1 pseudogene is annotated in these 219 nt (G+C 35.6%); it reads right to left on the reverse strand.

Going from position 1 to position 219, the window contains the following annotated elements:
- Positions 1-219, reverse strand: a pseudogene (locus AYC60_RS09050) (ribonuclease HI); the annotation flags it as partial.

The raw sequence follows: 219 nt of genomic DNA on the forward strand, positions 1-219 counted from the left end.
CTTTAGGCATAATGAAGGGTAGCAGTGAATCACCGTAAACATCACATACTTTAACCTCTACTGTTCCAGTTCTTCCTGTACCAGAATCCAAGTATGTTGCATCTTTATGTAATTGTGAAGTTTCTTTAGATTTTGGAGTATATAATGCACCTGATTCTAGCCACCTGGTCGCATCATTTTTATTTTCAACTTTTTTGTACCTTGCATTTTTACCTTTAG

It is taken from the genome of Streptobacillus felis (assembly GCF_001559775.1).
In the GTDB taxonomy this organism is placed as follows: Bacteria; Fusobacteriota; Fusobacteriia; order Fusobacteriales; family Leptotrichiaceae; genus Streptobacillus; species Streptobacillus felis.